This is a genomic window from Sphingomonas sp. BK235, assembly GCF_004345855.1.
In the GTDB taxonomy this organism is placed as follows: Bacteria; Pseudomonadota; Alphaproteobacteria; order Sphingomonadales; family Sphingomonadaceae; genus Sphingomonas.
In genome coordinates this window covers 1-26800 of sequence record NZ_SLXN01000012.1, presented here as the reverse complement: position 1 = coordinate 26800, position 26800 = coordinate 1, and the positions used below count along the sequence as shown (strand labels likewise).

General features: G+C 72.0%; 23 protein-coding genes. 9 read left to right on the top strand and 14 right to left on the bottom strand.

Going from position 1 to position 26800, the window contains the following annotated elements; translation table 11 throughout:
• Positions 1-6: 6 nt before the first annotated feature.
• From kdpA to EV292_RS20160, 3 genes are all read right to left on the bottom strand, one after another.
• A complete protein-coding gene (gene kdpA, locus EV292_RS20170; RefSeq protein ID WP_132911069.1) occupies positions 7-1710 on the bottom strand; it encodes a potassium-transporting ATPase subunit KdpA in 1704 nt (567 codons plus the stop codon).
• A gap of 13 nt (positions 1711-1723) precedes the next feature.
• Positions 1724-1813, bottom strand: coding sequence for a K(+)-transporting ATPase subunit F (kdpF, locus tag EV292_RS20165; protein WP_132911068.1), 90 nt, complete (start codon positions 1811-1813; stop codon positions 1724-1726).
• 110 nt (positions 1814-1923) lie between these two features.
• Positions 1924-2799, bottom strand: coding sequence for a TorF family putative porin (locus EV292_RS20160; protein ID WP_132911067.1), 876 nt, complete (start codon positions 2797-2799; stop codon positions 1924-1926).
• 273 nt (positions 2800-3072) lie between these two features.
• Between EV292_RS20160 and EV292_RS20155 the strand changes: the two genes are divergently transcribed.
• Positions 3073-5238 (top strand): PQQ-binding-like beta-propeller repeat protein, encoded by a 2166-nt coding sequence (locus tag EV292_RS20155; protein ID WP_132911066.1) that lies wholly within the window; start codon positions 3073-3075, stop codon positions 5236-5238.
• A gap of 92 nt (positions 5239-5330) precedes the next feature.
• Entirely contained in the window at positions 5331-6065 is a 735-nt protein-coding gene (locus EV292_RS20150; RefSeq protein ID WP_132911065.1) for a GntR family transcriptional regulator, read from the top strand.
• A 16-nt stretch (positions 6066-6081) separates the two neighbouring features.
• On the opposite strand, the gene EV292_RS20145 is transcribed toward EV292_RS20150, so the two are convergent.
• On the bottom strand, positions 6082-7404 hold the full coding sequence (locus tag EV292_RS20145) for an MFS transporter (RefSeq protein WP_132911064.1): 1323 nt from the start codon (positions 7402-7404) through the stop codon (positions 6082-6084).
• Positions 7401-8741, bottom strand: a complete 1341-nt coding sequence (locus tag EV292_RS20140) for an amidohydrolase family protein (protein WP_132911063.1) — start codon at positions 8739-8741, stop codon at positions 7401-7403. Before EV292_RS20140 ends, EV292_RS20145 begins: the two co-directional genes overlap by 4 nt.
• Before the next feature lie 136 nt (positions 8742-8877).
• On the opposite strand from EV292_RS20140, the gene EV292_RS20135 reads away from it, so the two are divergent.
• Together EV292_RS20135 and uvsE are read left to right on the top strand one after the other, a co-directional pair.
• Complete coding sequence (locus tag EV292_RS20135) at positions 8878-11058, top strand: PQQ-binding-like beta-propeller repeat protein (protein ID WP_243693887.1); 2181 nt, start codon at positions 8878-8880, stop codon at positions 11056-11058.
• Positions 11059-11125: 67 nt separating this feature from the next.
• Positions 11126-12271: a UV DNA damage repair endonuclease UvsE gene (gene uvsE, locus EV292_RS20130; RefSeq protein ID WP_132911062.1), complete on the top strand. Its 1146-nt coding sequence runs from the start codon at positions 11126-11128 to the stop codon at positions 12269-12271.
• 14 nt (positions 12272-12285) lie between these two features.
• On the opposite strand, the gene EV292_RS20125 is transcribed toward uvsE, so the two are convergent.
• Positions 12286-13206, bottom strand: coding sequence for a tyrosine recombinase XerC (locus tag EV292_RS20125; protein WP_132911061.1), 921 nt, complete (start codon positions 13204-13206; stop codon positions 12286-12288).
• Between the two features lie 89 nt (positions 13207-13295).
• Here EV292_RS20125 and EV292_RS20120 point away from each other — a divergent pair, with 89 nt between their 5' ends.
• From EV292_RS20120 to EV292_RS20110, 3 genes are all read left to right on the top strand, one after another.
• Positions 13296-14750, top strand: coding sequence for a diguanylate cyclase (locus EV292_RS20120; protein WP_132911060.1), 1455 nt, complete (start codon positions 13296-13298; stop codon positions 14748-14750).
• Positions 14751-14826: 76 nt separating this feature from the next.
• Positions 14827-16998 (top strand): primosomal protein N', encoded by a 2172-nt coding sequence (locus EV292_RS20115; RefSeq protein ID WP_132911059.1) that lies wholly within the window; start codon positions 14827-14829, stop codon positions 16996-16998.
• Positions 16999-17082: 84 nt separating this feature from the next.
• Positions 17083-18651, top strand: coding sequence for a hypothetical protein (locus EV292_RS20110; RefSeq protein ID WP_132911058.1), 1569 nt, complete (start codon positions 17083-17085; stop codon positions 18649-18651).
• Positions 18652-18675: 24 nt separating this feature from the next.
• Here the strand turns inward: EV292_RS20110 and EV292_RS20105 are convergent, their stop codons facing one another.
• The 7 genes from EV292_RS20105 to EV292_RS20075 all read right to left on the bottom strand — a co-directional run bounded on the left by EV292_RS20105 (position 18676) and on the right by EV292_RS20075 (position 24718).
• Positions 18676-18927 (bottom strand): ATP synthase F1 subunit epsilon, encoded by a 252-nt coding sequence (locus EV292_RS20105; RefSeq protein WP_132911057.1) that lies wholly within the window; start codon positions 18925-18927, stop codon positions 18676-18678.
• A gap of 85 nt (positions 18928-19012) precedes the next feature.
• Positions 19013-19510 (bottom strand): hypothetical protein, encoded by a 498-nt coding sequence (locus EV292_RS20100; protein ID WP_132911056.1) that lies wholly within the window; start codon positions 19508-19510, stop codon positions 19013-19015.
• A 37-nt stretch (positions 19511-19547) separates the two neighbouring features.
• Positions 19548-21035 carry a F0F1 ATP synthase subunit beta gene (atpD, locus tag EV292_RS20095; protein ID WP_132911055.1) on the bottom strand — a complete coding sequence of 496 codons (1488 nt, stop codon included), beginning with the start codon at positions 21033-21035 and terminating at the stop codon, positions 19548-19550.
• Positions 21035-21643: a hypothetical protein gene (locus EV292_RS20090; protein WP_132911054.1), complete on the bottom strand. Its 609-nt coding sequence runs from the start codon at positions 21641-21643 to the stop codon at positions 21035-21037. The genes atpD and EV292_RS20090 overlap by 1 nt, the downstream gene beginning before the upstream one ends.
• The gene (locus tag EV292_RS20085; protein ID WP_132911053.1) at positions 21640-22518 is read right to left on the bottom strand and encodes a F0F1 ATP synthase subunit gamma; all 879 of its coding nucleotides are present in this window, start codon (positions 22516-22518) and stop codon (positions 21640-21642) included. The genes EV292_RS20090 and EV292_RS20085 overlap by 4 nt, the downstream gene beginning before the upstream one ends.
• Positions 22519-22614: 96 nt before the next feature.
• Positions 22615-24144, bottom strand: coding sequence for a F0F1 ATP synthase subunit alpha (gene atpA / locus EV292_RS20080; protein ID WP_132911052.1), 1530 nt, complete (start codon positions 24142-24144; stop codon positions 22615-22617).
• 4 nt (positions 24145-24148) lie between these two features.
• The gene (locus tag EV292_RS20075; protein ID WP_132911051.1) at positions 24149-24718 is read right to left on the bottom strand and encodes a F0F1 ATP synthase subunit delta; all 570 of its coding nucleotides are present in this window, start codon (positions 24716-24718) and stop codon (positions 24149-24151) included.
• A 286-nt stretch (positions 24719-25004) separates the two neighbouring features.
• Here EV292_RS20075 and EV292_RS23465 point away from each other — a divergent pair, with 286 nt between their 5' ends.
• Together EV292_RS23465 and EV292_RS20065 are read left to right on the top strand one after the other, a co-directional pair.
• Complete coding sequence (locus EV292_RS23465; protein ID WP_132911050.1) at positions 25005-26006, top strand: Ada metal-binding domain-containing protein; 1002 nt, start codon at positions 25005-25007, stop codon at positions 26004-26006.
• Positions 26007-26085: 79 nt separating this feature from the next.
• Positions 26086-26475 (top strand): hypothetical protein, encoded by a 390-nt coding sequence (locus EV292_RS20065; protein WP_132911049.1) that lies wholly within the window; start codon positions 26086-26088, stop codon positions 26473-26475.
• 115 nt (positions 26476-26590) lie between these two features.
• On the opposite strand, the gene EV292_RS20060 is transcribed toward EV292_RS20065, so the two are convergent.
• On the bottom strand, positions 26591-26800 hold a 210-nt coding region (locus EV292_RS20060), incomplete at its 5' end, for an FCD domain-containing protein (protein WP_132911048.1).

The following is a 26800-nucleotide window of genomic DNA, read 5'->3' as shown; positions in this document are numbered from 1 at the left end:
CCCGGTTCAGAACAGCTGGCCGCGGATCATCGCGAGATGATCGGCGATCGGACCGAGCGCGAGGCTCGGCAGGAAGGTGAGGCCGCCCAGGATCAGGATGATGCCGACGAGCAGCCCGACCCACAGGCCGCCGGTGGTCGGGAACGAGCCCGCGCTCTCCGGCGTGTATTTCTTGGCGGCGAGGCTGCCCGCGACCGCGAGCATCGGCACGATGATGAAGAACCGCCCGATCCACATCGCGACACCGAGCAGCCCGTTATAATAGGGCGTGTTCGCGGTCAGCCCGGCGAAGGCGGAGCCGTTGTTCGCCACCGCGCTGGTGAAGGCGTAGAGGATCTCCGAGAAGCCGTGCGGCCCCTTGTTGAGCGGCCCCGCCAAGCCCTGTTGCAGCACCGACGACAGAGCGGTGAGGCCGAGGATGACGAGCGGCAGCACCGCGATCGCCAGCACCGCGAGCTTCACCTCGCGGCTCTCGATCTTCTTGCCGACATATTCGGGCGTGCGCCCGACCATCAGCCCGGCGACGAACACCGCGAGGATCGCGAACAGCAGGAAGCCGTAGATCCCCGCGCCGACGCCGCCGACGACGACCTCGCCGAGCTGCATGTTGAACAGTGGGATCATCCCGCCCAGCGCGGTGAAGCTGTCGTGCATGGCGTTGACCGCGCCGCACGAGGCCGCGGTGGTGATCACCGAGAACAGCGCGGAGGCGGCGATGCCGAAGCGCACCTCCTTGCCCTCCATGTTGCCGCCCGCGACGCCGAGCTGGTGGAGCATTGGGTTGCCCGCCGCCTCGGCGGCATAGGTCACGCTCACGCCGGCGAGGAACAGGATCAGCATCGCCGCCAGGATCGCCCAGCCCTGGCGCGTGTTGCCCACCGCTCTGCCGAAGGTCCAGGTCAGCCCGGCGCCGAGCAGGAAGATCGACAGCATCTGCACGAAGTTGGTCAGCGCGGTCGGGTTCTCGAACGGGTGCGCCGAATTGGCGTTGAAGAAGCCGCCGCCGTTGGTGCCGAGCATCTTGATCGCTTCCTGGCTGGCCACCGGCCCGAGCAGGATCGACTGGCGCGCGCCCTCCAGCGTCTGCACGTCGACGACGCCCGCGAGCGTCTGCGGCACGCCGCTGACGATGTAGAAGAGCGCGAGCGCGACGCAGAGCGGCAGCAGCAGGTAGAGCGTGATGCGGGTGACGTCGGCCCAGAAGTTGCCGATCGTTCTCGTCTCACGCCGCGCGAAGCCGCGGAACAGCGCGAAGGCGAGCGCGATGCCGGTCGCCGCCGACAGGAAGTTGTGGATCGTCAGCCCCAGCATCTGGCTGAGGTTCGACATGGTGCTCTCGCCGCCGTAGCTCTGCCAGTTGGTGTTGCTGGTGAAGCTGATCGCGGTGTTGAACGCGAGATGCTCGCTCACCGCGCCCAGCCCTTGCGGGTTGAGCGGCAGCACCGCCTGGAGCCGCAGCACGGCATAGGTGAACAGCATCAGCGCGACGTTGAACAGCAGCATGTGGAGCGCGTAGCGGCGCCACCCCTGCTCCTCGTCCGGGTCGACCCCGGCGAGCGCGTAGAAGCCGCGCTCGATCGGGCCGAGCACGCGGTGGAGCGGCGTGCGCCGCCCCTCGTACAGCGCGAACAGCCACAGGCCGACCGGCTTGGTCAGCGCGAGCAGCACGCCGGTGAAGGCGAGGATCAGGAACCAGCCCTGAAATGTCATGGCACCGCCTCCTTCAGAAGCGTTCGGGGCGGAGCAGCACCGCCACCAGATAGACGAGGAGGCCGAGCGCGGTGAGCGCCGCCAGCCAGAGGTCGAGCGTCATGTCGCGTCTCCTCAGCTATTGTCGCACAGGCGGACATAGGCGAGCGTCAGCGCCACCAGCCCGACCATGATCGCGACCCAGAGCAGGTCCTGCATCCCATCTCTCCCGTGTCAGAAGGCGGCGGTCAGCGAGGCCAGCACGGTGCCGCCGGCGATGCTGCCGGTGCCGTCCTGCCCCTTGCTGAAGCTCGGCCGCAGATAGGCCGACGACCGATCCGACAGGTCAGTGTCGACGTAGCTCAGGCCGAGGGTCAGGTTGCGCCAGGTCGCGTCGGCGCCGAGCGACCAGTCCCAGTAGGAACCGGTCGGCGCCACCGCGGTGGCGTTGGGGCCGAGCCCGTCCTGCCCCCAGCTATGGCCGATATGCGCCTTGGCGGTGAGCGGCGTGCCGGCGAGCGCCAGCGCGCCGTCGCCCCACAGATAGAGGTTGTCGTCCTTGGCGCCGGCGTCGGTGTAGACGCCCGCCGCGGCGTCGGCGCCGGTGCGGTACCAGCGCCCGATCGCCTGCTGCTTCGACGCATAGGCCGCGCCGGCGGTCAGCATCGCCGCGCCGGCGGTGCCGCTCAGCTTGACATAGGGCTCGGCGAAGTCGGTCTTGTCGGCGCCGCCGGGGTACATGTACCAGGTCAGCCCGATGTCGAGCGTGGCGTTGTCGGCGAGCTTGGCCTTGTAGCCGCCGATCAGGTCGAGCTCCATGTTGGCGCCGCCGAACGTGCCCCAGCCCGCCAGGTTCGACGCCCAGGCGCCGACGTAGAGGCCGCTCCCGTGCGCGACGGTGATCCCGCCCTGCACCGCCATCTGCCGGTCGCTCTGCGACACGCCGCGGAAGCGATAGTCGGACGCGATCGTGGCGGCGCCGCTGACCGTGATCGGCGCGGGCGCGGCGGCCTCGTGCGACCCAGCCTGATCCTCGGCCAACGCCTGCGCGTGCGCGGCGATCGGCAGACAGAGCGCGGCGCCGAGCGCGAGCGCGAGGACGAACGTCATTCTTGTCACCCCTCGAAGGGGCACCCTCCCGCGAGGATGCCTTCAAGGGCGGCCGATTAGGCGCACGGATCGTAGCAATACGAGATCGATTCCGCGAAACCTCGTATAGCTGGCATATAGCGGTCGCTTTTCGTCGCGCGACGCCGCTAGGGTGTGCTCCACCCGGTTCGCACCAGCGCGTGCTCGTGCGGACGCGGGAGCACGGTTCAACCGACGTGAATCAGACGATAGGCTCACCGGCGGAGCGCGACGCGGCGCCGGAGGGGAGGACATATGGCATCGGCAAGGTCTCGGCGCATCGCCGCGTCGGTCGCGCTCGCGGGTGCGCTGCTGCTCGGCACCGGCGCCGCCCCCCGCCAAGCAGAGCGCGACGGCGCGGATGCGACATATTCGGGCGACGATTGGCCTTATTATCACGGCAACCCCGGCGCGACGCACTTCTCCACGCTCGACCAGATCGACACGCGCAACGTCGCGCGGCTGGTCAAGGTCTGGGAATATGACAGCGGCGACGCCTTCGGCGAGGGCGCCTCGCAGTCGGACATGCAGAGCAACCCGCTGGTGATCGCGGGGTGGATGTATCTCGTCACCCCCAAGGGGCGGCTGGTCGCGCTCGACGCCGCCACCGGGCGCGAGCGCTGGAGCTATGATCCCGCCGTGACCCCGGTCGCGACGCGCCAGCGGCTGCGCGGCGTCTCTTATTGGAGCGGCGCGGGCGCGCGGCGCATCCTGTTCACGTTCGGCCAGGAGCTGATCTCGGTCGACGCCGACACCGGCCGCCCCGACCCGCGCTTCGGACGCGCCGGGCGCGTCGACCTGCGCGAGGGCTTCGGTCGACCGCTCGAGCGGCTGACCGTCAACAATGTCACCCCCGGCGCGGTGTTCGAGGATCTCATCATCATGGGATCGACCGGCCACACGCCGGGTGACGTCCGCGCCTTCGACGTGCGCACCGGCGCGATCCGCTGGACCTTCCACACCATCCCGCACCCGGGCGAAGCCGGTGCGGAGACCTGGCCGCGCGACGCCTGGAAGACCGAGATCGGCGCCAATGTCTGGGCCGGGCTGACCGTCGACGTCGCGCGCGGGCTGGTCTTCCTGCCGGTGGCGTCGAGCGGGATGGGCGACCGCGATTTCTACGGGCCGACCCGCACGGGGGCCAATCTCTTCGCCAACAGCCTGGTCGCGCTCGACGCGCGCACCGGACGACGGCGCTGGCACTTCCAGAGCGTCCACCACGATCTGTGGGACCGCGACTTTCCCGCGCAGCCCACGCTGGTCACGGTGCGCGGCGTGCCCGCGATCGCGCAGACGACCAAATCGGGGCTGGTCTATGTGTTCGACCGGCGCGACGGACGCCCGCTCTTCCCGATCGAGGAGCGGCCCGTGCCGCCCAGCGACATGCCCGGCGAGCACGCCTGGCCGACCCAGCCGATGCCGACCGGTATCGCCCCCTTCGCGCGCCAGCGGCTCACCCCGGCGGACGTGACGCGGCGCACCCCGGCGGCGCATCGCGCGGTCACCGCGACGCTGGCCACGCTGCGCAACCGCGGCCCGTTCGATCCGCCCAGCCTGCAGGGCACGGTGTTGCTGCCCGGCATGGACGGCGGCGCCGAATGGGGCGGCGCGGCCTATGATCCCGAGACCGGGCTGCTCTACGTCAACGCCAACGAGATGGCCTGGACGCTGCGGCTCAAGCCGCGCCCCGCGCGCGTCGCGGGCGGCGGGGGCGCCGCGCTCTACGCCAACCACTGCGCCGCGTGCCACGGCGTCGACCGCGCCGGCGACCCGCCGCAGGTGCCCGGGCTGCGCGACGTCGCGGCGCGGCTCAGCGCGGACCAGCTCGATCGCCAGATCACCCGCGGCGGCGGGCGGATGCCCGGCTTCGGCGGCACGCTGTCGCGCGCGCAGGTGGCCGAGCTGGTCGGCTATCTGCGCGGCGACGCTCCCCCGCCCGCCCCGCGCGGCAACGAGGCGGCGCCCGCCGCCGCGGCCGCGCTCGCGACCTTCGACGAGCCGTACGTGTTCGACGGCTATCACCGCCTGCTCGACCCGGACGGTTATCCCGCGCTGACCCCGCCCTGGGGGACGCTGTCCGCGCTCGACGTCAACACCGGACGCTGGGTATGGCGCCGCCCGCTCGGCCGCTATCCCGAGCTCGGGCCGGAGGAGACCGGCAGCGAGAATTACGGCGGCGCGGTGGTGACCAAAGGCGGGCTGCTGTTCATCGCGGCGACCGTCTACGACCGCCGCTTCCGCGCCTTCGACAAGCGCGACGGCCGGCTGCTCTGGTCGACCGAGCTGCCCGCCGCCGGGCTGGCGACGCCCGCCACCTATGCGGTGAACGGGCGCCAGTTCGTCGCGATCGCCGCGGGCGGCGGCAAGGACCGCAAGCGCCGGCCGGGCGGGTCGGTGGTCGCCTATGCGCTGCCGCGCTGAGCGCCCGTCGCCCGCCGCCGATAGAGCGAGATCAAGGCATCGCTGGCGTACACGCGTTTGCCGTTGTCGACACGCTCGGGTATGAGCATGCAATGTCCGACGCTTCCTCTGTCGCCCCCGACACCCGCGCGCCCGCCCGCAAGGGGGACCGCCACCAGGAGGCGGTGACGTTGCTGCGGCGGATGATCCTGTCGGGCGAGCTCGCGCCCGGCGAGCCGCTGCGCGAGGTCGCGCTCAGCGAGCAGTTCGGCACGTCGCGCACCCCCGTGCGCGAGGCGCTGCGGACGCTCGCGGCCGAGGGTCTGGTGACGCTGCTGCCCAACCGCACGGTGCAGGTCAGTCAGCTCGACGAACAGGCCGCGTCCGACGTGTTCAGCGTGCTCGGCGCGCTCGAGTCGCTCGCGGCGCGGCTGGCGTGCGAGCGGATGAAGCCCGAGGACGTCGAGGTCCTGTCCGAGCTGCAGGACGATCTCGCGCATTATTTCGCGGTGCGCGACCGTCCGCGCTATCTCGAGGCCAACCGGCTGATCCACGAGCATATCGTCGAATCCTCCGGCAATGCCTCGCTGATCCTGGCGTGGCGGCTGCTGCTGCCGCGCGCCGAGCGCGCGCGCCACGTCAGCACGCTCGACCACGCGCGCTGGGCCGAGGCGTTCGAGGAGCATGTCGAGATCGAGCGTGCCTTCCGCGCGCGCGACGTCGCCGCGATCGCGCGGCTGATGGAGGCGCATTTCGACAATGGCGCCTCGAGCATCCAGGAAGCGCGGCGGCGCGCGCGGCGCGAGCAACGCTCGCGCGCCTACAAGAGCGCCCCCGGCGCCGACTGAGCCCGCGCGGCGCGGCTCAATCGGCGGCGCGGTAGAGCAGCCGCGCCGCGTCGATCCGCAGGTACAGCAGCCCGCCCAGCGCCGACAGCGCGGCGAGCACGTACATCGCGGCGTTCCACCCGCTCCAGTGCAGGATATAGCCGGTGATCACCGCGGCCAGCGCGCCGCCGATATTGCCGAACGTGTTCATCACCGCCGACACCGAACCGGCATAGACCCCGCCGACGTCGAGCGTCAGCGCCCAGGAGACCCCCACCGTCAGCTCCAGCCCGAACACCGCGAGCGCGAACCAGGCGACGCTCACCAGCGGCGAGTCGCTCAGCACGCCCGCGGGGATCGCCACCGCGGCGAGCGCGAAGCCCGCCACCGCCACCGCGCGCCGCGCCCAGGTGACTCGGCCGGTGCGGCGCAGCAGATGGTCGGACACCCAGCCCCCCGCCACGTCGCCGATCACGCCCGCCATCAGCGGCAGGCTGGCGAACAGCCCCATCCGCGCCAGCTCGAAATCGCGCACCTCGCCGAGATACTTCGGGAACCACGTCAGGAAGATGTTGATCGAATAGGCGTAGCAGAAATACATCGCCGAGATCAGCCAGAGCTGCGGCTGCGCGAGCAGGTGGCGCCACGGCACGCGCGCGGTCGCGCCGCTGGTCTGGGCGGCCAGCGCCGCGGCGATCATCTCGCGCTCGGCCGCGTTGGTGCCGGCATGGTCCTGCGGCCGGTCGCGATAGTAGCGATACCACACCGCCGCCCACAGCAGCCCCAGCCCGGCGAAGATCAGGAACGGCGCGCGCCAGCCGAAGTGGATCATCAGCCACACCACCAGCAGCGGCGTCAGCGCCGCGCCGAGCCGCGCGCCCGCGTGCGTCACCCCCTGCGCGAAGCCGCGCTCGGAGGGCAGCATCCAGCGGCTGAGCGAGCGCGTCGCGTTGGGGAAGGCGCCCGCCTCGCCGCAGCCGAACAGGAAACGGCACGCGATCAGCGAGCCCGTGCTCCACGTCGCGGTGGTCAGCGCGGTGAAGCTCGACCACCACACCACCACCGCGGTGAGCACGCGGCGCGGGCCGAAGCGGTCGCCGAGCCAGCCGCCCGGGATCTGGAACAAGGCATAGCCGATCTGGAACACGCCCAGCACCCAGCCCCAGGCGCGGTCGCCGATACCATATTCCTGCTGGATCATCGGACCGGTCACCGAGATCACGACGCGGTCCATATAGGTGATCATATAGGCCAGCACGGTGAGCCACAGCACAACGTGGCGCACCCGCGTCGGGCGCATCGCCGCGGTGGCACCGGCCGCCTCGGGCGCGGGCGCCGCGGCGAGCGGCACCCCGCTCATCGGACCGACGGCACCTTGTTGCCGCCGACATAGACCGCGGCGATGCGGCGGCTGTTGAGGATGTCGCGCGTCGGGTCGGCGTCGAGCACGACGAAGTCGGCGAGCCGTCCGGTCGCGATCACGCCGCGGTCGCCGGTGCCGAGCCACTGCGCCGAGCGGCCGGTCGCGGCGTGGATCGCCTGCGCCGGGGTGAAGCCCGCCTTGACCAGCTGCTCCAGCTCCCAATGTTCGGAATAGCCCGGCAGCCGCCCCGGCGGCCCCGCGTCGGTGCCGAAGCCGTAGCGCACGCCCGCGCGCGCCAGCGCCATCTCATTGTCGCGCGCCTGCTCGTCGATCCGGGGCAGCGCGGGATAGATGCGGCTCGACGCGATCGACTTCTCGCGCTCGGGGCTCTCCAGCCCCGCGATCGTGGCGGGATCGGCGGCCTGGCGGAAGAACGGGTCGCGCGTGCGCGGATTGTCCGCGGCGAAGGCATAGACCGCGGCCTCGCGGCTGAGCGTGCCGGCGCCCTGCCACACGCCGCGCGCCTTCATCGCCGCGATCAGCTCGGCATCGACCGGCTTGTCGCGCACGCTGTGCATGAAGCCGTCGATCCCCTGCGCCACCAGCATCTTGGCGTCGGCGAGGTAGAAGACGTGGGCGAGCACGCGCTTGCCGCGGCGGTGGCCGGCGTCGATGATCGCCTTGCTGATCGCATAGGGCATCTTCGGCATCGCGCCGAGTTCGTCGTCCATCCACAGCTTGATATAGTCGACGCCCTTGCGCGCCTGCGCGTCGACCTCGGCGGCGGCCTCCTCGGGCGTGGCGACGGGATGGTTGATCCCGGGCACGCCGCCATAGCCGCCCTTGAACACCAGCCCCTGCCCCGCGGTCAGCAACCGTGCCATCGTCTGCGGACCGTCGCGGCCGGCGTCGCGGATCGCGAGCACGCTGTCCTTGTCGGTGCCCATCGACTGCACGGTGGTCACCCCGAAGGCGGCATAGGTGCGCAGGTCGCGCTGCACCGACTCGGGCGTGAAATACTCGGCCTTCTGGACCAGGTCGCGCACCGTGCCGATGTGGACGTGGAGATCGATGATCCCCGGCATCAGATATTTGCCGCCGAGGTCGACGGTGCGCACGCCGCGCCGCGTCGGCGCCTTGCCCTGCGCGCCGACCCAGCGGATCCGCGCGCCGTCGACCAGCATCGCCTGCCCCGCGCGCGGCGCGGCGCCGGTGCCGTCGATCAGCGTGAAGCCGCGATAGAGCACCGGCTCGGCCCGTGCCGCTCCCGCGACCAGCAGCGCGGCGATCGTCGCCGCCGCCCATCCGACCCTGGCCTGTCTGCCGCTCGCCATCACCCGCTCTCCTCGGCCCGTCGCGCGGGTCGTTCGCCCGCTGTCGATCAATGCATGCAATGTTTACGCGATGTATGCAACGTGGCAAGTCACTGCCGTACGAGCATAAACGAGAGGGTGTATGAGGAAAGCCGCGATGAGGGCGGCGGCGGCGCTGCTGGTGGCGACCGGCATCGGCGGCGCCGCGCGCCCCGCGCCGCCGGCGGCGGACTGGACCAGCTTCGGCGGCGACGAGGCCGGGCAGCGCTTCTCGCCGCTCGCCGAGATCACCCCCGCCAACGTCGCGCGGCTCACCCCGATATGGACGTTCGAGCTGCGCCCCGCCGACCGCCCCGCGGCGCGGCTGCTGGTGAGCAACATAACCCCGCTCGCGATCGGCGGCACGCTCTACCTCGCCACGCCTTATGGCCGCGTCGTCGCGCTCGACGGCGCGACCGGGGCGACGCGCTGGAGCGCCGCGCTCCCCGAGGACGACGGCGTCGCGGGCCGCGCGCTGGCCTATTGGCGCGGCGACGCGAGCACCCCCGCGCGGCTGTTCGTCGGCACGCGCTCGGGGCGGCTGCTGGCGTTCGACGCGGCGACCGGGCGCGCCGCGGCGGGGTTCGCGCCGCTCGCGCTGCGCACCCCCGCGATCATGAACGGGACCGACGGCGGCGGCTATCCCGCGGGCTACAGCTATCAGATCAACAGCGCGCCCGCGGTGATCGGCGACGTGATCGTCACCGGCGCGCGGCTGCAGGAATCGCCCGCGCGCGGCCCCGCGGGCGACGTGCGCGGCTGGGACGCGCGCACCGGGCGGTTGCTGTGGACCTTCCACTCGATCCCGCGCGCGGGCGAGCGCTTCGCCGAGACGTGGCGCCCCGGCGACGGCGCGCGCCGCTCGGGCGTCAACGTGTGGAGCAGCATGGCCGCGGACGTCGCGCGCGGCATCGTCTACGTGCCGTTCGGCACCCCCGCCTATGACCGGGTCGGCGTCGACCGGCCCGGCGCCAATCTGTTCGCCAACGCGCTGGTCGCGCTCGACGCGCGCAGCGGGCGCTACCTGTGGCATTTCCAGACCGTCCACCACGACATCTGGGATCTCGACCTGCCGGTCCAGCCGACGCTGCTCGACGTGCGGCGCGGCGGGCGCGTGATCCCCGCGGTCGCGGCGATGAACAAGTCGGGCTATCTCTTCGTGCTCGATCGCGTCTCGGGCAAGCCGCTGTTCCCGGTGCGCGAGCGGCGCATGCCCGCCAGCAGCGTGGCGGGCGAGCAGGCGTGGCCGACGCAGCCGATCCCCGCCGCGCCCGCGCCGCTGACGCGCCAGGCGATGACCGCGGACGACATCGCCGCGCTCACCCCCGCGCACAGCGCCTTCTGCCGCGCGCGCGTGGCGCGCGAGCGCGCCGGCTTCGCCGCGCCGTTCGAGCCGCTGCGCACCGACCGGCCGATGGTGCGCTTCCCCGGCAGCGGCGGCGGGCCGAACTGGGGTGGCGGCGGCTATGACGCGGGGCGCGGCCTGTACGTCATCAACACCAGCGAGCTCGGCTCGATCGAGCAGCTCGGGCAGGACGCGCAGGGGAATTGGTACAATGTCGCGCCCGGCCCGTCGTGGTTCGGCCAGGACGGGACGCGGCTGCCGTGCCAGCGACCGCCGTGGGGCCAGCTCGCCGCGGTCGAGGTGGCGAGCGGGCGGATCGCGTGGCAGGTCCCGCTCGGCGTCACCGACGAACTGCCCGTGGACCGGCGCGCGACCGGGCGCCCCAATGTCGGCGGGCCGCTCGTCACCGCGACCGGACTGACCTTCATCGGCGCGACCGACGACCGCTATGTCCGCGCCTTCGCCACCGCGACCGGGCGCGAGCTGTGGCGCTTCCGGCTCGGTGCCGCGGCGCACGCGCAGCCGGTGAGCTATCAGGGCGGCGACGGGCGGCAATATGTCGCCTTGGTGTCGGCGGGCGGGTCGTATCTCGGCAGCCCCAACAGCGCGAGCCGGCTGGTGGTGTTCGCCCTGCCCCGTGCGGGCGAGCGCGGGGTCGCCGCGGCCGCGGCGCAGGCGGTGGCGCCGGTCCGCGCGCCGCGCGCGGCAGCGACGACTCCGGTCGCGGCGCCCGCCCCCGCCTCACCCGATCTCGCCCCCGGGCCGGGGAAGGCGCTGGCCGAGCGCGCCTGCACCGCCTGCCATGTCGCGGCGCAGGTGACCGCGCAGCGCCGCTCGCGCGCCGACTGGGCCGCGACGGTGGAGAAGATGGTCGGCTATGGCGCGCAGGTGCCCGACGCCGAGTTCGACGCGCTGGTCGACTATCTCGCGCGCCACTATCCCGCGGCGGGATGACCGCGCCGCGATCGCGGTGCGCGCGCCGACCGGGCACCCTCTGGCGCCGCGCGGCGTTACCCCCGCCATGCCCACCGCGCCCGATCATCCGCTCCGCCTCGGCTTCCCCGTCAAGGTCATGGGCAAGCCCGGCCTCAAGAGCGGCGACACGCGCCGCTGGCAGGCCAATCCCCATCTGAGATGCTCGCTCGAGCAGGTCGACAAGGTGCTCGACTATCTCGCCAGCGAGCGGCTCGACATGTACCGGCTGTCGTCCGACCTCGCGCCCTATGCGACGCATCCGGACATGCCGCAGTTCCACGACATGGTGCGCGAGAGCGACGCCGAGCTCGCCGCGTTCGGCGCCAAGGCGCGCGCGCTCGGCATCCGCCTGTCGTTCCACCCGTCGCAATATGTGCTGCTCAACAGCCCCGACGACGCGCTCACCGCCAAGTCGATCTGGGACCTGTCGTCGCAGGCCGAGATGCTCGACCGCATGGGGCTGGACGCGGAGGCGGTGATGGTCACCCATGTCGGCGGTGTCTACGACGATCATGCCGCCAGCCGCGAACGCTGGATCCGCGGCTGGGAGCGCTGCCCCGATCATGTCCGCGCGCGGCTGGTGCTGGAGAACGACGACCTGCGCTTCTCCGCCGCGGACGTGCTGTGGATCCACCAGCGCACCGGGGTGCGGCTGATCTTCGACTATCAGCATTTCTGGTGCCTCAACCCCGAGCGGCTCGACCTGCGCGACACGCTCGAGCGCTTCCTGGCGAGCTGGCCCGCCGGGGTCCGCCCCAAGATCCATTTCTCCAGCCCGCGCACCGAGATGCGCGAGATCAAGCAGAAGATCACCGCGCAGCAGCGCGCCAGCGGCAGGACGGTGCGCAAGGGCGAGCTGGTCAAGGCGCCGGTGAAGGCGACCGCGCGCGTCAAGACAGTGCTGCGCCCGCCGGTGTGGACCGGGCACGCCGACTTCACCAACCCGTTCGAGTTCGCCACCTTCATGCGCACCGCCGAGGGGCTGGTGTTCGACGTGATGATGGAGGGCAAGGCCAAGGACGTCAGCCTGCTCAAGCTGCGTCCCGACCTGCTGCGCTACGCCCCCGACGTGGCCGCGCGCTTCGGCATCACCGCCGCCGATGCCGATGCGCTCGCGGCGGACGAGGCCGCGCTCGACCACGGCGGTGCCGCGACGGACGATGCCCCCGACGTCGACGAGGGCGCGACGTGAGCGCGCGCCGCGGCTCAGCCGCGCGGGTGCGCCGCGCGATAGACGTCGAGCAGGTGCGCCGCGTCGACGCCGGTATAGACCTGCGTCGAGCTGAGGCTGGCATGGCCGAGCAGCTCCTGCAGCGCGCGCAGATCGGCGCCGCGGCCCAGCAGGTGGGTCGCGAAACTGTGGCGCAGCGCGTGCGGGGTGGTGCGGTCGCCCAGCCCCAGCCGAGCGCGCGCGGCGCGGACCTTCACCCGCACGATCCCGGGCGACAGCGCGCCCCCGCGCACCCCGCGGAACAGCGCCGCCTCGGGCTCGACCGGCCAGGGCATCCGCGCCGCATATTCCTCCACCGCGGCGCGCACGTCGGGCAGCAGCGGCACGATCCGCGTCTTGCCGCGCTTGCCCGTGACGCGCAGCGTCTCGCCCAGCGGCAGCACCGCGCCGCGCAGCGCCACCGCCTCCCCGATCCGCAGCCCCGCGCCGTAGAGCAGCAGCAGCACCGCCCAGTCGCGCGCCGCGACCCAGGGCTCGTCGCTCTCCTCCGCCACCTCGGTGGCGAGCGCGACCGCCTCGTCGGGCGCGATCGGGCGCGGCACGCCCTTGCGCACGCGCGGCCCGCGCAGCCGCGGCGCGCTGCCGGTGCCCCCGACCCAGTCGAGGAAGCCGCGCACCGCCGACAGTTCGCGCGCCGCCGAGGCGTTGCTCAGCCCGGCCGCCGTGCCCGCCGCCGCGGTCGCGGTGCGGCGATGCGCCAGATAGGCGCGCAGGTCCGCCGCGCTCACCCGCGCCAGCCGCGCGGGGTCGGCGGGCTCGCCCCAATGTTCACCCAGGAACGCGCACAGCCGCGCCGCGGTGGCGCGATATGCGCGCACCGTATGCTCGGAGCGGCGACGGTCGCGCGCGAGGTGGATCGCATAGCGTTCGGCCAGGGTCAGCGGGGGCGCGGTCATCGACCGATTCCTCATCCTTTCGTCGCATTTCACGTGCTTAATACGGGCTGGAAAAGGTAAATTAACACACCGCAACCATAAGGCGAGCGATGGCCCCTCCCTCCCCTTCCGCTGGTGCCGACGAGACGGCCCGAGTCGCCGCGCTGAACGCGCTGGCGCTGCTCGACAGCGAGCCGGAGAAGGAGTTCGACGCGCTGGTCGCGCTCGCGGCGCAGCTGCTCGGCTGCCCGACCGCGCTGCTCAACCTGGTGGACCGCGACCGGCTGTGGATCAAGGCCAGCACCGCGCCCAACGGCACCCGCCAGATCGCGCGCGACATCACCTTCTGCGATCGCGTGGTCACCGAGCGCGAGCTGGTGGTGATCGACGATCTCACCGCCGACCCGCGCTTCGGCACCAGCCCGCTGGTGGTCGAGGCCGGGCTGCGCTTCTACGCGGGCGCGCCGGTCAACGTGTTGGGATCGGACGGCGAGCGTCACGCGGTGGGCACCCTGTGCGCGATCGACACCGCGCCGCGCACGCTCGACGAGCGCGAGCGTGCCGCGCTGCGCCACCTCGCCGCGCTGGCGGAGGCGCTGCTGGAGGCGCGCCGCACCGCGCTGAAGGCGATCCACATCGCCACCACGGGCGAGCAGCTCGTCACCCGGCTGGCGCGGCAGGACCGGATCTTCCGCCAGGCCGAGCAGATCGCGATGATCGGTTCGTGGCGGCTCAACGTCGCGCGTCAGTCGCTCGAATGGTCGGACAATGTGTACCGCATCCACGGTCTGCCGGTCGGCGAGAAGCCCGATCTGGCGCGCGCGCTCGCTTTCTACCCAGCGGCGGTGCGCGACGAGATCGCGGCGACGATCGCTGGCGCGATCGCGGCGGGGCGGCGCTTCGATTTCGAGAGCGACTTCATCACCGCGGACGGGCGCACGCTGCGCGTCCGCTCGAGCGGCGAGCCCGAGGTGGTCGACGGCAAGCTGGTCGCGATGATCGGGGTGTTCCAGGACATCACCGGCCGCCACGCGCTGGAGACGCAGCTGCGCCACGCCGCCGACACCGACGCGCTGACCGGGCTGGCGAACCGCGCCGCCTTCGACCGCGCGCTCGACCGCGCGATGACCCGCGCGCGGCGCGATCATACCCCGCTCCACCTCGTGCTGATCGACCTCGACGGCTTCAAGGCGATCAACGACACCCTGGGGCACGGCGCCGGCGACGACGTGCTGCGGCTGACCGGCGCGGCGCTGTCGGAGCCGTGGCTGCGCGGCTCGCTGGCGGCGCGGATCGGCGGCGACGAGTTCGCGCTGATCGTCGAGGACGCTTCGCTGATCGCGGACCTGGATTCGCTGCGCGAGCATGTCGAGGCGAGCCTGCGCGTCGCGGTGGAGGCCAATGGCGTGACGATGACGAGCGCGGGATCGGTCGGGATCGCGCCGTTCGACGAGGACTGCCACTCGCTCCGCGACCTGGCGCGCCGCGCGGACGTGCTGTTGTACCAGGCGAAACGCGCGCGCGTCGGCCAGCGCCGCTTCCCGCCGCCGCGCCGGGTGGCATGACGCGCGACTGAGGCGGTCGGCCGCGCCGCACGCCGCCGCTCTTCCCGCCGACTCCGCCCTGCCCCATATGGCGCGCATGTCCTCCCGCGCGCGCGTCCTCGTCCTCAACTCCGCGCTCGGCCCGCTCGACTATCGCGTACCGCGCGAGCTGGCGGTCGAGCCGGGCTCGATCGTGGTCGCCCCGCTCGGGCCGCGCCAGCTGCTCGGCGTGGTGTGGGAGCCCGAGCGCATGCCGTCCGACGCCGAGGTCGGCGACAATCGCCTGCGCAACCTGCTCGCGGTCGCCGACGTGCCGCCGCTGCGCGCGCCGCTGCGCCGGCTGATCGAGTGGACCGCGGACTATTATCTCGCGCCCCCGGCGGCGGTGGCGCGGATGACGCTGTCGTCGAGCGCGGCGCTGGAGGGCGCGCGCAGCGCGGTCGAGTATCGCGCCACCGGCGCGGTGCCCGACCGGCTCACCCCGCAGCGCGCGCAGGCGCTCGAGCGGATCGGCGACCGCCAGGGATTGATCCGCGAACTGGCGACGATCGCCGAGGTGAGCGACGCGGTGATCCGCGGGCTGGTCAAGAGCGGCGCGATCGAGCCGATCGAGGTCGGGATCGACAGCCCCTACCCTGTCCCCGATCCCGACCACGCACCCCCCGCGTTGTCGCCGGAACAAAGCGAGGCGGCGGCGACCCTGGTCGGCGCGGTCGAGGCCGCCGCGTTCCAGCCGATCCTGCTCGACGGCGTCACCGGGTCGGGCAAGACCGAGGTCTATTTCGAGGCGGTCGCGGCGGCGCTGCGCGCGGGCCGGCAAGTGCTGGTGCTGCTCCCCGAGATCGCGCTGACCGAGCCCTTCCTCAAGCGCTTCCACGATCGTTTCGGCTGCGAGCCGGTGGCGTGGCACTCGGGGCTGCGCGCGACGCAGCGGCGCCGCGCCTGGCGCGCGGTGGCGAGCGGCGAGGCCAAAGTGACGGTGGGGGCGCGCTCGGCGCTGTTCCTGCCCTATGCCGAGCTCGGGCTGATCGTGGTCGACGAGGCGCACGAGACCAGCTTCAAGCAGGAAGACGGCGTTCACTATCACGCGCGCGACGTGGCGGTGATGCGCGGGTTGTTCGAGCGCTGCCCGGTGATCCTCGCCTCCGCCACGCCCGCGATCGAGACGCGCCATCAGGTCGCGCTCGGCACCTATGCCGAGGTCAAGCTGCCGGGCCGCTACGGCGTCGCCGAGATGCCGACGATCGCCGCGATCGACCTGATCGAGGAGCCGCCCGAGCGCGGCCGCTGGCTCAGCCCGCGGCTGGTCGAGGCGCTGCGCGACACGCTCGCGCGCGGCGAACAGTCGCTGCTGTTCCTCAATCGGCGCGGCTATGCGCCGCTGACCTTGTGCCGCACCTGCGGGCACCGCTTCCAATGCCCGAACTGCACCGCCTGGATGGTCGAGCACCGGCTGACGCGCCGGCTCGCCTGCCACCATTGCGGCCATGTCGAGCCGGTGCCGCGGCTCTGCCCCGAGTGCAGCAACGAGGACACGTTGGTCGCCTGCGGCCCCGGGGTCGAGCGGATCGCGGACGAGGTCGCGGCGCTGTTCCCCGAGGCACGCGCCGCGGTGGTGACGTCGGACACGATCTGGTCCCCCGCCAAGGCCGCCGAGTTCGTCGCGCGGATGGAGGAAGGCGCGATCGACATCGTCGTCGGCACGCAGCTGGTGACCAAGGGCTATCATTTCCCCAACCTGACGTTGGTCGGGGTGGTCGACGCCGACCTCGGGCTCGACGGCGGCGACCTGCGCGCGGCCGAGCGTACCTTCCAGCAGATCCGCCAGGTTTCGGGTCGTGCGGGGCGCGGTGCCAAGAAGGGGCAGGTGTTCATCCAGACGCACAGCCCCAAGGCGCAGGTGATGCAGGCGCTGGTGACGGGCGACGCCGACGCCTTCTACGCCGCCGAGACCGAAGCGCGGCAGGACGCGGGCGCACCCCCGTACGGCCGCTATGCCGCGATCATCGTGTCGAGCGAGGAACAGGCCGCCGCGCATGAGGTGGCGCGGCTGATCGGGCGGCACGCGCCCGAGGTGGAGGGGATGGCGGTGTACGGTCCCGCCCCGGCGCCGCTGGCGATGCTGCGCGGACGCCACCGCTTCCGCCTGCTGGTCCATGCGCGGCGCGCGCTCGACGTGCAGGACGTGATCCGCGACTGGCTCGGCGCGCTCGACTGGCCCGCCAAGGTGCGCGTCGCGGTGGACGTCGACCCGTACAGCTTCCTGTGAGCCGCGCGCCGCACTGACCGATAGCGGTGAGATCGGCGCAAACCCCGGCTTGACCACCCCTGCCCGCCACTTACGCTCGTGCGCGTGACAAGCGTGGGGTGGGTGGTGATGCGCGGCTGGCTGGCGGGACTGGCAGGGTGGATCGCGGTCGCGGGCGCGGCGCCGGCCGCGGCGGCATGGCAGGAAGCGAGCTCGCCGCATTTCCTCGTCTATTCGGACGACGACCCCGCTGAGGTGACCGCCTTCGCCACCACGCTCGAGCGGTTCGACAAGGCGATGCGCGTGATGCGCGGATTGCCCGATACGCCGGTGAGCGCGGCGCAGCGCGTCACCGTCTACGTGCTCAAGGACGTGCGCGCGGTGCAGCGGCTGCTCGGTTCCAGCGGCGTGGCGGGCGTCTATCTGCCGCGCGTCAGCGGCGCGATCGCCTTCGTGCCGCGCGAGACGCACGATCGCGGCAAGCTCGCGCTGTCGGCGCAGGCGGTGCTGCTGCACGAATATGCGCACCATTTCATGTTCGCGACCTGGGGCGAGCGCCCCTTCCCCGCCTGGTTCGTCGAGGGCTTCGCCGAGTTCAACGCCACCGCGATCGTCCAGCCCGATCGCATCCTGTTCGGGGCGCCCCCGCTGTATCGCGCGGTCGGGATGATCGACACCGATCAGGTGCCCGCGCGCGACCTGCTGCTCCGCTCGCCGTCGGAGCGCAAGATGACCCCGGAGCAGCGCCAGACCTTCTACGGCCGCGCCTGGCTGCTGACGCATTATCTCACGCTGGGGCGCGGCGAGCGCGAGACGATGCGCGGCTATTTCGACACGCTCGATCACAAGACCGCGGCCGAGGCCGCCGCGACGCTGGGTGATCCGCGCCAGCTCGACAAGGCGCTCAACGCCTATGCGCGCAGCAAGCGGCTGCCGATGTTCGGGATCAAGCTGGCGGACCTGCCGATCGGTGCGGTGACGGTGCGCGCGCTCGGCGCGGCCGAGGCGGCGATCATGCCGGTACGCCAGCGCTCGCAGCGCGGCGTCGATTCACGCTCGGCGCGCGGGGTGGTCGAGGAGGCGCGGCTGGTCGCGGCGCGCTTTCCGAGCGATCCGGCCGTCCAGGTCGCGCTGGCGGAGGCGGAATATGACGCGGGCGACTATGCCGCGGCGGACGCGGCGGCAGCGCGCGCGCTGGCGGCCAGCCCCAAGCTCGGCCGCGCGATGATGTACCGGGGCATGGCGCAGGAAGCGCTCGCGGCGGCGGACAAGAGCACCGACGCGGCGCGCTGGAAGACGGTGCGCGGCTGGTTCCGTGACGCCAACCGGCTCGATCCCGAGGATCCGTGGCCGCTCGCGGCTTTCTATCAGGCCTATGCGCGCTCGGGCGAGCCGATGTCGGCCAATGCCGAGAAGGGGCTGGCCTATGCCTATCAGCTCGCGCCGTTCGACCGCGGGCTGGCGATCTCGGTGGCGATGATGCACATCAAGCACCAGCGCCGCGACGAGGCCGCGGCGGCGCTGCGCCGCGTCGCCTACGATCCCCATGGCGGGCAGACCGCGGAATGGGCGATGACGCTGCTGACCGCGTTGCAGAGCAACGATCCCGCGGCGATCGCGGCGATGGCGGAGGCGGCCGGCGCACCCCCGGCGCCGCCGCCCGAGGAGCGGTGAGCCGCGCGAGCGCGCGGCGACCGCTCAGCCGGCGTGTTCGGCGAGGACCGTCAGCCCCTTGGCGTTGACCTCGGCGAAGCCACCGCGGATCGCGATGGTCTCGGGCGCGGCGCCCGGCGTCTTCTGCACCAGCACCTCGCCGTCGCGGATCGTCGACATGAAGGGCGCGTGCCCCTCGAGCACGGCGAAGTCGCCGTCGGTGCCGGGCACCGTGACCATATGCACCTCGTCGGAGCGGACGAGGCGTTCGGGGGTGACGAGTTCGAAGTGCAGCATGGGTCTGATATCCTGAACGGCGTGGACGTGATGAGGTCGAGGCGAGCGGGCGACATCGCACGGGCACCGACGCGGGGCTAGTCGATCACAGCTTCAATACCGCGATCAGCACGCCGGTGGCGGTGAAGATCGCGCCGACGAGCCAGGTCAGCAGCTGGGTCTTGGCCGACTCGATCCGCGCGGTCATGCGCTCCTCGACGAGGCGGAGATCGGTGGCGACCTGAGCGAAGCGGGCGTCGACCTTGACGTCGGCTTCTTCAAGTCGCGCCTCGATCTGATCGAAGCGCGCATCGACCTGGGCGAAGCGCGCGTCAACCTGAGCGAACCGCGCGTCGACCCTGGCCGCCTCTCGATCGAACCGGGCCTCGATCCGGGCGGCCTCCTGCTCGAACCGGGCCTCGATCCGCACAGCCTCTTGCTCGAACCGCGCGTCGATCCGCTCGCCCAGACGATCCAGGTCCGCCTTTGTCGCCGCGCCCTCGCCCATCGCGCGGCCGATCGCCGCGGCGATGGCCTCGGCCTGGTCCTGCGGCAGCGCCGCCGCGCGCAGGTCCTTCGCGATCGAGAGCGTGTCGATGCCCATACCACCCTAAGGTAGCCGGGCACCGACCCCGAGTCGATCAGGCGTCCTGCGCCAGCTTCTCCGCTTTGGCAACCGCCTCGTCGATGCCGCCGACCATGTAGAAGGCGGCCTCGGGCAGATGATCATACTCGCCGTTCACCACCGCCTTGAACGAGCGGATCGTGTCGTCGAGCTGGACGAACTTGCCCGGGATGTTGGTAAACACCTCGGCGACGTGGAACGGCTGCGACAGGAAGCGCTGGATCTTGCGCGCGCGGCTGACCGTCAGCTTGTCCTCCTCGGACAGCTCGTCCATGCCGAGGATGGCGATGATGTCCTGCAACGACTTGTACTTCTGCAGGATCGACTGGACCGCGCGCGCGGTCTCATAGTGATCCTGGCCGACGGTGCGCGGCTCCAGCACGCGGCTGGTCGAGTCGAGCGGGTCCACCGCCGGGTAGATGCCCAGCTCGGAGATCGCGCGGCTCAGCACGGTGGTGGCGTCGAGGTGCGCGAACGAGGTCGCCGGCGCCGGGTCGGTGAGGTCGTCCGCGGGGACGTACACCGCCTGCACCGAGGTGATCGAGCCCTTGTTGGTCGAGGTGATGCGCTCCTGCAACGCGCCCATGTCGGTCGACAGCGTCGGCTGATAGCCCACCGCCGAGGGGATACGGCCGAGCAGCGCCGACACTTCCGCACCCGCCTGGGTGAAGCGGAAGATGTTGTCGACGAAGAACAGCACGTCCTGCCCTTCCTGATCGCGGAAATATTCCGCGATGGCGAGGCCCGACAGCGCCACGCGCGCGCGCGCGCCAGGCGGCTCGTTCATCTGGCCATAGACCAAGGCGACCTTCGAGCCCTCGCTGATCGCATTGCCCTCGGCGTCCTTGGCGATCACGCCCGCGTCGAGGAACTCGTGGTACAGGTCGTTGCCCTCACGGGTGCGCTCGCCGACGCCGGCGAACACCGAGGTGCCGCCATGCCCCTTGGCGATGTTGTTGATCAGCTCCTGGATCAGCACGGTCTTGCCGACGCCGGCGCCGCCGAACAGGCCGATCTTGCCGCCCTTGGCGTAGGGCGCGAGCAGGTCGATCACCTTGATGCCGGTGACGAGGATCGCGCTCTCGGTCGACTGGTCGACGAACTCGGGGGCCTTGGCGTGAATCGGCGCGCGCAGCTCGGTCTGCACCGGCCCGCGCTCGTCGATCGGCTCGCCGACCACGTTCATGATGCGGCCGAGCGTCGCCGGGCCGACCGGCACCTGGATCTGGCTGCCGGTGTCGGTCACGGTCTGGCCGCGGGTGAGCCCCTCGGTCGAGTCCATCGCGATCGTGCGGACCGTGTTCTCGCCGAGATGCTGCGCCACCTCGAGCACCAGCCGCTGGCCGTTGTTGCTCGTCTCCAGCGCCGACAGGATCGCGGGCAGGTTGTTGTCGAAATGGACGTCGACCACCGCGCCGATCACCTGGCTGACGCGGCCGACGTTGTTGCTGCCCGATCCGGTGCTCCCGCTGGTCGGGCGAATGTCTTCGGCGAGGGTTGCCATCACATCTTTCCTTGGTTCGTCTGCCCCGATGTAGGCGCGGAGCGGGTGAAGGTCACGGCCAACAGCCGCTCCTTGGGGGTGGTGGTGCGCGTCACCGCATAATCGGCGCCGCCCTTGAGTTGTCCGGTGGCGCGCTTCGTGCCGTGGATCGCGGCGAGCGCGCTGTCGCCGCCGCTGACGCCGAGCTGCTGGAGCGACTGGGCGAGCCATTTGTCGAACGAGTCGCGCGCGAGCTGGTCGTTCGCCGAGGTCGGCTCGACCAAGCGATACTCGATCGCCTCGAGCCGGTCGGCCGCGCCGCTGGCGGTGAAATGCGCCATCACCGGGTGCTTGCCCTGCGGGTCCGACATCGGCGTCGGCGCCGCCTCGGAGCGCCAGACGCCGCCGCGCTTCTCATAGGCGCCCGGCCGCAGCCCGATCCGCCCGAAGCGGTCGAGCGCGACGCCGGGATCGGTGAACACGCCGTCCCAGCTGCCGCCCGCGAGATTGGGCCCGCTCGGCTCGGCCACCGCGGCGGTGTCGTTGGCCGGCGCCTGGTCGGCGGCGGGCTTGGAGCAGCCTGCCACCGCCAGCGTCGCCGCCAGCAGCAGGATGCCCGCCCGGATCACAGTGCCTCTGCGCCCGAGATGATCTCCACCAGCTCGGTGGTGATCGCCGCCTGGCGTGCGCGGTTGTACTGGATGCTCAGCCGCTTGATCATATCGCCCGCGTTACGCGTGGCATTGTCCATCGCGGTCATGCGGCTGCCCTGCTCGGAGGCGGCATTCTCCAGCATGGCGCGGAAGATCTGGATCGCGACGTTGCGCGGCAGCAGGTCGGCGAGGATCGCTTCCTCGCTCGGCTCATATTCCACCGTCGCGTCGCCGGCATTGGCCAGCTTCGGCTCGCCGCGGTCGGGGATCGCGACCGGGATGATCTGCTGGCCGACCGGCAGCTGCACCAGCGCCGACTGAAACTTGGCGTAGAACAGATGCGCGACGTCGAACTCGCCCGCGGCGTAGCGCGCGATCAGGTCGTCCGCGATCGCCTTGGCGTCGTCGAACGCCACGGTCTTCACCGTCGAGAGATCATGGTCGACCTTGATCGCCTGCGGGTAGAAGCGGCGCAGCACGCGCCCCTTCTTGCCGGCGAGATAGAAGATCACGGTCTTGCCCGCGGCCTCCAGCTCCTCGGCCTTGCGGCGTGCGGCGCGGACGATGTTGGTGTTGAACGCGCCCGCCAGGCCGCGCTCCGAGGTGGCGACCACCAGCAGGTGCACCTGGTCCTTGCCCGTCCCCGCCAGCAGCGGCGAGGCGCCGACACCGACGTTGCGCGCCAGGCTGGCGACGACGCCCTCGAGCCGCTCGGCATAGGGGCGGCCGGCGATCGCCGCCTCCTGCGCGCGGCGCAGCTTGGCGGCGGCAACCATCTTCATCGCCTTGGTGATCTTCTGCGTCGACTTGACCGAGCCGATGCGGATCTTGAGGGCCTTGAGTGACGCCATGTCCTGCCTTCTCGTGCTCCTGCGTAGGCAGGAGCCCAGGGTTATTCAGCGGATCGTCTGTGGCACTGGGCTCCTGCGTCCGCAGGAGCACGCGCCTCAGGCGAAAGTCTTCGCGAACTGGTCGAGCGCGCCCTTGAGCTTGCCCTCGGTGTCCTTGCCCAGCTCGCGCGAGTCGCGGATCGCGCTCAGCACGTCGGCATGGTCGTTGCGCAGGAACGCCAGCATCGCCGCCTCGTAGCGGGTCACGTCGGCGACCGGCACCTGGTCGAGATAGCCGTTGGTGCCGGCGTAGATCGACGCGGTCTGCTCCTCGAACGGCATCGGCGAGAATTGCGGCTGCTTGAGCAGCTCGGTCAGCCGCGCGCCGCGGTTGAGCAGCTTCTGCGTCGAGGCGTCGAGGTCCGAGCCGAACTGCGCGAACGCCGCCATCTCGCGATACTGCGCCAGCTCCAGCTTGATCGAGCCCGACACCTTCTTCATCGCCTTGGTCTGCGCGGCGCCGCCGACGCGGCTGACCGACAGGCCGACGTTGATCGCGGGGCGGATGCCCGCGAAGAACAGGTCGGTCTCGAGGAAGATCTGGCCGTCGGTGATCGAGATCACGTTGGTCGGGATGTACGCAGACACGTCGCCCGCCTGGGTCTCGATGATCGGCAGCGCGGTGAGCGAGCCGTTGCCGTTGGCGTCGTTCATCTTCGCCGCGCGCTCCAGCAGGCGCGAGTGGAGATAGAAGACGTCGCCCGGATAGGCCTCGCGGCCCGGCGGACGGCGCAGCAGCAGCGACATCTGGCGATAGGCCACCGCCTGCTTCGACAGATCGTCGAACACGATCACCGCGTGCATCCCGTTGTCACGGAAATACTCGCCCATCGCGGTGCCGGTGTAGGGCGCGAGGAACTGCAGCGGCGCGGGGTCCGACGCGGTCGCGGCGACGACGATGGAATAATCCATCGCGCCATTCTCCTCCAGCGTGCGGACGAGCTGCGCCACGGTCGAGCGCTTCTGGCCGACCGCGACATAGACGCAGTACAGCTTCTTCGACTCGTCGGTGCCCGCGTTGGCGGTCTTCTGGTTGATGAACGTGTCGATCGCGATCGCCGACTTGCCGGTCTGGCGATCGCCGATGATCAGCTCGCGCTGGCCGCGGCCGACCGGCACCAGCGCGTCAATCGCCTTGAGCCCGGTCTGCACCGGCTCGTGCACCGACTTGCGCGGGATGATGCCGGGCGCCTTGACCTCGACGCGGCTGCGCTGCTCGGCGACGATCGGGCCCTTGCCGTCGATCGGGTTGCCGAGGCCGTCGACCACGCGGCCGAGCAGGCCCTTGCCCACCGGCACGTCGACGATGGTGCCGGTGCGGCGGACGACGTCGCCCTCCTTGATCTCCGAGTCCGAGCCGAAGATCACGACGCCGACATTGTCGGCCTCGAGGTTGAGCGCCATGCCCTGCACGCCGTTCGAGAATTCGACCATCTCGCCGGCCTGGACGTTGTCGAGCCCGTAGATGCGCGCGATGCCGTCACCGACGCTGAGCACCTGGCCGGTCTCGGACACCTGGGCCTCGGTGCCGAAATTGGCGATCTGGTCCTTGATGACCTTCGAGATTTCTGCGGCGCGGATATCCATGTGGTTAGCCCTTCATCGCGCTGGCGAGCGCATTCAAACGGGTACGGATCGAAGAATCGATCATCTGGGAGCCGATGCGGACGACGAGCCCGCCGAGGATCGCCGGATCGACCTCGAGGTCGACCGACACCTCGCGGCCGACGCGGCGGCGCAGCTGCTGCTTGAGCTCGTCGACCTGCTCGGGCGTGAGCGGGTGCGCGCTGGTCACCTCGGCGGTGGTCTCGCCGCGGTGGCGCGCCGCGAAGGTGCGGAAGGCGCGGATGATCTGCGGCAGCTGCGACAGCCGGCGATTCTCCGCGAGCACGCCGAGGAAGCTGCGCGTGGTGGCGTCGACGCCGATCGCGTCGGCCGCGGCGACCACCGCGCTTACCGCATCGCGCCGCGCCACCACGGGCGAGGCGATCAGCGCGCGGAAGTCGGCCGATTCGGCCAGCGCGTCGCGCACCGCGGCGAGGCTGCGCTCGACCTGGTCGACCGCCTTGGCCTCCACCGCCAGATCGAACAGCGCGCTCGCGTAGCGCCCGCCGAGGCTGGCCTGGATGCTGCTGCCCTGATTACCGCTGGAACTCTCCACGCGATCCACTTTCCTCGCATAAACCCAAGGGTGTCGAACCCATGCGACCGGGTGGCGCGCGGCGGCGCCTTCGCTTGGGTAGCGGCGCGCGTAGCAAAGGGTTGCCGGGGATGCAACCGGAGCGGGCGGGCGTGTTGAACATGATCAACGGCATGCGCGGTGGCGGGAAGGTTCGGGCGCAAGCCGCGGGATGCGGTGGCGGGTGGGGTAGCGTATAGGTCGGGGTGATGGTCGCGATCCGGTACGTGCAAGGGCCGCCGCGACGCCGAGGCAAGCGAGATGGCCGATGACAGACACGGCGCCCCTCCCCCACGCCCTTCCGTCATCCCGGACCTGGTCCGGGATCCACCCGTCCGCGCAACCCGCGGCCGAAGAGCGTGCGGCACGGTGGATCCCGGACCAGGTCCGGGATGACGGAAGGGATGTTGGCGATCGTCTCCACGCCCCCTCATCCACCGTCCCCGCCCCCCTCGACGTCGACCCCATCGACCCCGACGCCGCCTGGGCCGCCTTCGTCCGCCGCGACCGCGGCTGTGACGGGCGCTTCGTCGTCACCGTCAGTTCGACCCGCATCTATTGCCGGCCGAGCTGCGCGGCGCGGCGGCCGCGGCGCGAGCATGTCGGCTTCCTGGCCGACGGCGCCGCCGCGCGCGCCGCAGGGTATCGCGCCTGCCGCCGCTGCCTGCCCGACGACGTCGCGCGCGATGCCGCGGCGGTGACGCGCGCGCTGACACTGCTCGACGGCGCCGAACGGCCGCCGTCGCTCGCCGACCTCGCCGCGGCAGTCGGCTACGCGCCCTCCCACTTCCAGCGCCTGTTCACGCGCGCCACCGGCCTGTCGCCAGCGGCCTATGCGCGCGATCACCGCGCCGTTCGCGCCGCCGCCACGCTGCGCGCCGAGGGCAGCGTCACCGACGCGATCTACGCCGCCGGCTATGCCGCGCCGAGCCGCTTCTACGCCGACGCCGCGGCGCTCGGCATGGCGCCCGCGGCCTGGGCGCGCGGCGGCGCGGGCGAGACGATCGCCTGGTGCGTGCTGCCCGCCCCAGCGGGCACGCTGCTGGTCGCGCAGACCGCGCGCGGGCTGTGCCACGTCGCGCTGGACGAATCGCCGGCGGCGCTGGCGACCCTCCTCCCCGCGGCGACGCTGGTGCGCGCCGACGCGCAGGCGACCGCGCGGGCGGCGCGCTGGGTCGCGACCGCGGCGGCGGTGCCGCTCGACCCGGCGCTGCCCGCGGCGCAGCGGTGCGCGCTGTTGCTCGCCGCGGTCCGCCTCGCGGCGCGCTGACCGCCTCCCGCGGCGCCCGCGCTTGCGAGGGCGCGGCGACGCGCTCTACAGCGCGCCGCGGGATCGAAGGCGAGGGGCAATGGTCGATAGCAGTTGGGGTCAACCGCCGGCGCCGCGCGGCGAGATCGGCGCGCCGCGCGGCGAGCGCGCCGCCGAGCGCGCGCGCACCGCGGCCGAGCGGATCGCGGCGCGCGCGACGGCGACGGGCGAGCGGCTCGCGGCGCGCGCCGCGGCGCGGGCGCGCGAGGCCGAGGAGCGCGAACGCGCCCGCGCCGCGGCGCAGCGCCACCGCGGTTCGGGCCGCCGCGACGTGGTGCGCGAGCAGCGCGACACCAGCGGCTATGCGATGGTGGTCGATGCCGCGCGGATCCGCGCGCTGGCGGAGCGCGGCGCGAGCGTGGCCGGGCTCGCCGCGGTGTTCGGCCGCGCCGAGGAGGAGATCCGCCGCGTGCTCGACGGCACCGACTGACCGCCGCGCTCCCCGGCGCGGGTACGTCTCCGCCGCCCCCGCGCGCGGCGGGCGCGCGCACGACCGTCTCGCGCGCCGCGGCCGGCCGGCACGCTGCCGCCGTCGGTGGTCCGCCCTATCCCACCGGCCCGTTGAGCGCCTCGCGCGTGTCCGCCAGCGCGAGGTCGACCAGCCGGCGCATCGCCTGCGCCGCCGCGGCGGGATCGGCCTCGGCGATCGCCTCATACACTGCGGCATGTTCGGGGATGGGGTCGCGCGGCAGCGCGCGCTCGCGCTGTTTGAGCTGGGTGGTCCAGGCCACCGCCGCGGTGATCCCGGCCGACAG

What these genes read in the sequence shown, in the direction of transcription:
- EV292_RS23465 (WP_132911050.1), top strand. Translation starts at nt 25,005, where the DNA reads ATGACAGACACGGCGCCCCTCCCCCACGCCCTTCCGTCATCCCGGACC.
- EV292_RS20160 (WP_132911067.1), bottom strand. Translation starts at nt 2,799, where the DNA reads ATGACGTTCGTCCTCGCGCTCGCGCTCGGCGCCGCGCTCTGTCTGCCG.
- EV292_RS20115 (WP_132911059.1), top strand. Translation starts at nt 14,827, where the DNA reads ATGTCCTCCCGCGCGCGCGTCCTCGTCCTCAACTCCGCGCTCGGCCCG.
- atpA (WP_132911052.1), bottom strand. Translation starts at nt 24,144, where the DNA reads ATGGATATCCGCGCCGCAGAAATCTCGAAGGTCATCAAGGACCAGATC.
- EV292_RS20145 (WP_132911064.1), bottom strand. Translation starts at nt 7,404, where the DNA reads ATGAGCGGGGTGCCGCTCGCCGCGGCGCCCGCGCCCGAGGCGGCCGGT.
- kdpA (WP_132911069.1), bottom strand. Translation starts at nt 1,710, where the DNA reads ATGACATTTCAGGGCTGGTTCCTGATCCTCGCCTTCACCGGCGTGCTG.
- EV292_RS20150 (WP_132911065.1), top strand. Translation starts at nt 5,331, where the DNA reads ATGTCCGACGCTTCCTCTGTCGCCCCCGACACCCGCGCGCCCGCCCGC.
- EV292_RS20140 (WP_132911063.1), bottom strand. Translation starts at nt 8,741, where the DNA reads ATGGCGAGCGGCAGACAGGCCAGGGTCGGATGGGCGGCGGCGACGATC.
- kdpF (WP_132911068.1), bottom strand. Translation starts at nt 1,813, where the DNA reads ATGACGCTCGACCTCTGGCTGGCGGCGCTCACCGCGCTCGGCCTCCTC.
- EV292_RS20155 (WP_132911066.1), top strand. Translation starts at nt 3,073, where the DNA reads ATGGCATCGGCAAGGTCTCGGCGCATCGCCGCGTCGGTCGCGCTCGCG.
- EV292_RS20100 (WP_132911056.1), bottom strand. Translation starts at nt 19,510, where the DNA reads ATGGGCATCGACACGCTCTCGATCGCGAAGGACCTGCGCGCGGCGGCG.
- uvsE (WP_132911062.1), top strand. Translation starts at nt 11,126, where the DNA reads ATGCCCACCGCGCCCGATCATCCGCTCCGCCTCGGCTTCCCCGTCAAG.
- atpD (WP_132911055.1), bottom strand. Translation starts at nt 21,035, where the DNA reads ATGGCAACCCTCGCCGAAGACATTCGCCCGACCAGCGGGAGCACCGGA.
- EV292_RS20105 (WP_132911057.1), bottom strand. Translation starts at nt 18,927, where the DNA reads ATGCTGCACTTCGAACTCGTCACCCCCGAACGCCTCGTCCGCTCCGAC.
- EV292_RS20135 (WP_243693887.1), top strand. Translation starts at nt 8,878, where the DNA reads ATGAGGGCGGCGGCGGCGCTGCTGGTGGCGACCGGCATCGGCGGCGCC.
- EV292_RS20125 (WP_132911061.1), bottom strand. Translation starts at nt 13,206, where the DNA reads ATGACCGCGCCCCCGCTGACCCTGGCCGAACGCTATGCGATCCACCTC.
- EV292_RS20120 (WP_132911060.1), top strand. Translation starts at nt 13,296, where the DNA reads ATGGCCCCTCCCTCCCCTTCCGCTGGTGCCGACGAGACGGCCCGAGTC.
- EV292_RS20065 (WP_132911049.1), top strand. Translation starts at nt 26,086, where the DNA reads ATGGTCGATAGCAGTTGGGGTCAACCGCCGGCGCCGCGCGGCGAGATC.
- EV292_RS20085 (WP_132911053.1), bottom strand. Translation starts at nt 22,518, where the DNA reads ATGGCGTCACTCAAGGCCCTCAAGATCCGCATCGGCTCGGTCAAGTCG.